Below are 4,910 nucleotides of genomic sequence, written 5' to 3'. Positions count from 1 at the left end.
TCCCGCCACCACCGCCGCCACCGCGTGCGTGCGCTGGATCAACTCGAGCGTCTCGCTCCCCGTGTAGCGGGTGTTGGCGGGGACCACCGTGCCGCCCGCGAACTGCACGCCGAGCGCCGCGATGACCCAGTGGCGGGTGTTGGGCGCCCAGATCACCACGCGGTCGCCGGGCCGGACGCCGCGCGAGATCAGGCCCGCGGCGAACCGGCGGACCTCGTCGAGGAGCGCCGCCCACGTCAGGCGGGCGTCCTGGCCGGGTTGGACGTCGGCGATCGCCTCGCGGTCCGGCCAGAGCGCGGCCGCGCGCCGGAGCGCGGCGGGGGTCGTCTCGACGGGGTGGGCGTCGGTGGCGGGCATCGCTGACTCCTCGGGGGCTGCTGGTGTGGCCGCCACCACGGTACCAAGCAAGTGCTTGGTAGGAGTCGGGGTGGTTGCTCAGTCGCAGAGGGCGGCCGCGGCCACGGGATCGGACGGGATCCGTGCCGAGTACTTGCCGAACGACCCGGCGATGTTGGACAGGAACCTGCCAGGGGTGAGTGGCGCCGTGGCGGGGGCGAGCAGGTCCCGGACCTCCGGGCAGGCCAGGGCCGCCCGCGCGGCCGCGACACGGACCGGGTCGACGTCCGGGGGGAGGGCTGACCAGGGAGGACCCTGGGCCATCGAGGCCACGGCCCACTCGAGGGGCATGTCCTTGTCGTGCCCGATCCGCCCGCCACGGATCCCCTCGATATGGCCCGCGAGCGGGGTGGCCAACCCGACGTAATCCCAGACCCGGACCCGGAGGGGGGAGAGCGCGGCATCTATCCCGAGGTGATGAGCGACGATCGTGGTGGGATCAGCGCTGCCCACCGGTGGGGGGACCTCGATCCAGGTCCGGTTGTCACGGCGCGCCATGAGGAGCGTCCCACCGGGCGCGGAGCCGAGTGTCCCGACGAGCGCCGGCGCGGCCTCGATGCCCGCGTAGGAGTCGGTGTCGTCGGGAGTGGGATCCCCGGAGAAGTCGACCTTGTAGGCACGCTCGTCCACGATTCCGCGGATCTCGGTCGTGTCAGCATGTCCGGGTGGCGGCGCCGCGAGCACGGCGGAGCCCGACCACAGCATCATCACCGCGGCCCCGGCCGCGACGGTCAGACGAGCGGCGGAGTCGGCACGGCCCCCGGTACCGGACCGGAACCGCACCGGGATCCAGGCGACGGGGGCCAGCGCCAGCGCGAGCGGGAACAGGGTCATCCTGCCGCGCATGTAGTCGCCGCCGTTGTACACGGAGTAGGCGAGCAGGATCGCGGCGGAGGCCAGCACCACGACGATCGGGCCGATCCTGCGCAGCGCCGCCCCGTCCATGCGCGGCCGACGGGAGGCGAGCGCGATCGCGAGGACACCTGCGCCTCCGAGCGCGAGGAGCACCGACCCGGCCCGGAACCAACCGACGTTGAAGAGCAGCAGCGAGTGGTTCCAGTAGAACAGGCCCTGCTCGACGCGGTTCACCCCGGCTTCCTTCGCCATCGCGGTGTGCGGAACGGGGAGGCCGTAGAAACCCATCCGGAACACCTGGTAGAGCGCCGGTAGGGCGGCAGCCCACGCCAGGGTGAGGACCCGCTCGCGCCGGCCCCGGGCCGTGGCGAGGAGGTAGAGCCCCGCCAGGGCGGTCACGACCGCGGCCTCGGGGCGGACCAGAGGGCCGAGACCCACCAGGACCGCGGTCAGGGCGAGCTCCCTGCCACCCGGCGAGCCGACCGCACGGCGGCACAGCAACCACCACACGACCCCGACCCAGGCCAGGACGAGTCCGTTCTCCAGGCCGGAACTGGCGAAGTCCCGGGCGGCGGGCAGCGCGCAGTAGGCGGCGACCCCGACCGGAACGAAGAACCGTGCCCTCGAGCCCCCGTACAGCACCGCGCATCCGGCGACCAGACCGAGGAGGCCCACCGTGCTCAGGCCGATGCCCTCCACGATCGACACCGCGTCGAGGTCCTCCCAGATCGCACCCCCGGCCGCGACGACGTAGGTCCACAGCACGGAGGTGTTCGCCTCCACGCGTTCCCCGGCGTTGAAGACGGGGCCGTGACCCGCGAGAAGGTTGCGGACGGTGCGGTGGACGATGATGCCGTCGTCGGCGATCCATCTGAAGGCCCAGGCGCGGACGGCGAACAGGCCGATCACGGCGAGGGCCAGACCCCATGAGATCCACCCGAGCGGCGTCACCCCGGTCGACCGCGCGCGAGTGTCGCCCAGAGCGTTCACGTGGCGGCCTCCATTCGCCCGCGCGGGGGAGCACGGGCCGATGTGAGCATTTTCCCATTGGTCAGGCCGGGCGTCTAGGTTGGGTCGTGTGCACGGCTGACCGGAGAGGAATCAACGTGACGGAACAGAGCACGTCCGGCGTCGCGGACGCCCTCCGCGTCCGGGGGCTCTGGATCCTGGCATGGGCGCTGTCCGCGGGGTTGGCGCTCGCCACCATCGCGACCAAGGGAGTGAACATCGTCGATTTCGACGAGGTGTTCACGGTGTCAGAGGACCTGACGGTCTACCAGGACGCCGCGGTCGCCCTGGTGAACGGCCTCCCGCTGTACGGGACCGGTGACCATTACCGGATGGGCGGGGAGTTGATCCTCACCTATCCGCCCTTCGCCGCCTTCCTGTTCCTGCCGATGGCCTACACCTCACCGGGGGCCGTCGCGATCCTGTGGCAGATCAGTTGCCTCGCGGCCACGGCCTTCATCATCTGGGCTGTGGCGCGCGCGGAGGGGTTCCGGCGACCACTGTGGGTCGCCGGCGCCCTCCTCGGTCCCGCCACACTGCTCTACCCCGTGGAGTCGACCTTCCACTACGGCCAGATCAACCTGCTCCTGTTCGCACTCGTCGCAGCTGATCTGTTCGGCGTCACGCCCAGCAGGTTCCGAGGGGTGGGGATCGGGATCGCGGCCTCGCTCAAGCTCACACCCCTCGGCTTCATCCTGGTCCTGCTCGTGCGGCGGGACTGGGCCTCCGTCGGGCGGGCGCTGGGCACGCTCGCCGCCACGGTGGTCGGGTTCTGGATCCTGTTGCCCGCCGCGTCCCGGGAGTACTGGACGGACTTCGCCTGGGACACCGGGCACTCCGGCGCGCGGTGGTACGTGCAGAACCAGTCGCTGACCGGCCCCATGCTGCGGGCCGGGTTGACGGAGGAGAACGTCACCGTTCCCTACGCCGTACTCGCCGCGGTCGTCATCCTGGCCGTGGCCTTCTGTGCGCACGTCCTCCACCGCCGCGGGTTCGACACGGCCGTCGTCGCGATCGTCGCGCTCGGAGTGGTCCTGGCCGCGCCGATGTCGTTCCAGCATCACTGGGTGGGGGCGATTCTGCTCCTGGTGATGGTGCTGACGGCCCGGTACGCGGCATGGGCTCCCTGGTTGGCGGCCCTGGTGGCGCTCTTCGTCCTGGGGCCGGTGCACTGGTTCATGAAGAGGGACTGGGCGATCCGGCTCGACCAACCCCTCCACATCCAACTGCTCTCAAACATCGTCTTCATGGCGGCTGTGGTGACGCTCGTCGCCGCAGTCGTGGTGTGCGTGAGGTGGCTACGGGCGGACGAGCGGGAGTCCGAGCCCGGTCCGGTTCGAGAGCCTCTGCGAGGGGGAGGGCACCTGTAGCCGCCGGATCCTTACCGCCAAGCAAGTGCTTGGTAGTGTGTCGGGCATGACCAAGAGCACGAGGCCCGCGTCGGAGTTGACCGACGACGAGTTCGCCGCGGAGTTCCGCGAGTGGTTGGACGCCAACCTCGTCGGCGAGTTCGCCGAGATCAAGGGCGTCGGCGGGCCGGGCAGCGAGCACGAGTTCTTCCCACAGCGACTGGCCTGGGAGCGGCACATGGCCGCCGCGGGCTGGACCTGCGTCGGGTGGCCCGTCGAGCACGGGGGCCGCGGCGCATCGCTCAGCCAGCAGGTGCGCTTCCACGAGGAGTACGCCAAAGCCGACGCCCCGGCCCGCGTGTCCCACCTCGGCGAGACGCTGCTCGGGCCCACCCTCATCGCCCACGGCACGCAGGAGCAGAAGGACCGCTTCCTGCCGAAGATCGTGGACGTGTCCGAGCTGTGGGCCCAGGGTTACTCCGAGCCGGGTGCCGGCTCGGACCTCGCGAACGTCGCCACCACCGCCGAGCTGCGCGAGGACGGCAGGTGGCATATCAACGGCCAGAAGGTGTGGACCTCGCTCGCGCATCTGAGCCAGTGGGCGTTCGTGGTGGCCCGCACCGAGGAGGGCACGAGCCGCCACAAGGGTCTGAGCTTCCTCCTGGTCCCGCTTGACCAGCCGGGAGTGGAGATCCGGCCGATCCAGCAGCTCACCGGCACCAGCGAGTTCAACGAGGTGTTCTTCGACGACGCGGTGACCGACGCGTCCATGATCGTGGGGGAGCGGGGCGAGGGCTGGAAGGTCGCCATGACCCTGCTCGAGTTCGAGCGCGGCGTGTCCACCCTCGGCCAGCAGGTCGGTTTCGCCCGAGAGCTCGAGCAGATCACCGGGATGGCGCGCGCCAACGGCAGCGCGGACGTCCCCGCCGTGCGCGAGGCGATCACCCGCGCCTGGATCGGCCTCAAGGTGATCCGCGCCCACGCGCTGCGCACCCTCGCCGAGCGGGACGCCACCGGGGGCAACGCCTCCGCCGCCAAGCTGCTCTGGGCTAACTGGCACCGCGATCTCGGCGAGCTGGCGATGCTGGTGCAGGGCGCCGAGTCCCTCACCGGCCCCACCGAGACGTCCGAGGGGGCGCCCAACGACCTGCGGGACCCCGAGCACGTGGAGCTGGCGCTGTGGCAGCGGCTGTTCCTGTTCACCCGCTCCGACACCATCTACGGCGGGTCCAACGAGATCCAGCGCAACATCATCTCCGAGCGTGTGCTCGGACTACCCCGAGAGGCCAGGCCGTCATGACC

Annotated in this window: 4 protein-coding genes; 2 read left to right on the top strand and 2 right to left on the bottom strand. The window is 71.0% G+C overall.

The window, feature by feature from the left end:
• Together B4M60_RS14010 and B4M60_RS14005 are read right to left on the bottom strand one after the other, a co-directional pair.
• On the bottom strand, window positions 1-357 hold a 357-nt coding region (locus tag B4M60_RS14010), incomplete at its 3' end, for an AMP-binding protein (RefSeq protein ID WP_291085309.1).
• Window positions 358-435: 78 nt separating this feature from the next.
• A complete protein-coding gene (locus tag B4M60_RS14005; protein ID WP_291085306.1) occupies window positions 436-2,241 on the bottom strand; it encodes a hypothetical protein in 1,806 nt (601 codons plus the stop codon).
• Between the two features lie 116 nt (window positions 2,242-2,357).
• Between B4M60_RS14005 and B4M60_RS14000 the strand changes: the two genes are divergently transcribed.
• Both B4M60_RS14000 and B4M60_RS13995 read left to right on the top strand, forming a co-directional pair.
• Window positions 2,358-3,629: a glycosyltransferase family 87 protein gene (locus B4M60_RS14000; RefSeq protein ID WP_291085303.1), complete on the top strand. Its 1,272-nt coding sequence runs from the start codon at window positions 2,358-2,360 to the stop codon at window positions 3,627-3,629.
• A gap of 46 nt (window positions 3,630-3,675) precedes the next feature.
• Window positions 3,676-4,908: an acyl-CoA dehydrogenase family protein gene (locus B4M60_RS13995; protein WP_291085300.1), complete on the top strand. Its 1,233-nt coding sequence runs from the start codon at window positions 3,676-3,678 to the stop codon at window positions 4,906-4,908.
• The last annotated feature ends 2 nt before the right edge of the window (window positions 4,909-4,910 follow it).

The organism is Dietzia sp. UBA5065 (genome assembly GCA_002415925.1).
Lineage (GTDB): Bacteria > Actinomycetota > Actinomycetes > Mycobacteriales > Mycobacteriaceae > Dietzia.
The sequence above is the reverse complement of the archived record's forward strand: the minus strand, read 5'-3'. Positions and strand labels throughout refer to the sequence as shown.

What these genes read in the sequence shown, in the direction of transcription:
- B4M60_RS13995 (WP_291085300.1), top strand. Translation starts at nt 3,676, where the DNA reads ATGACCAAGAGCACGAGGCCCGCGTCGGAGTTGACCGACGACGAGTTC.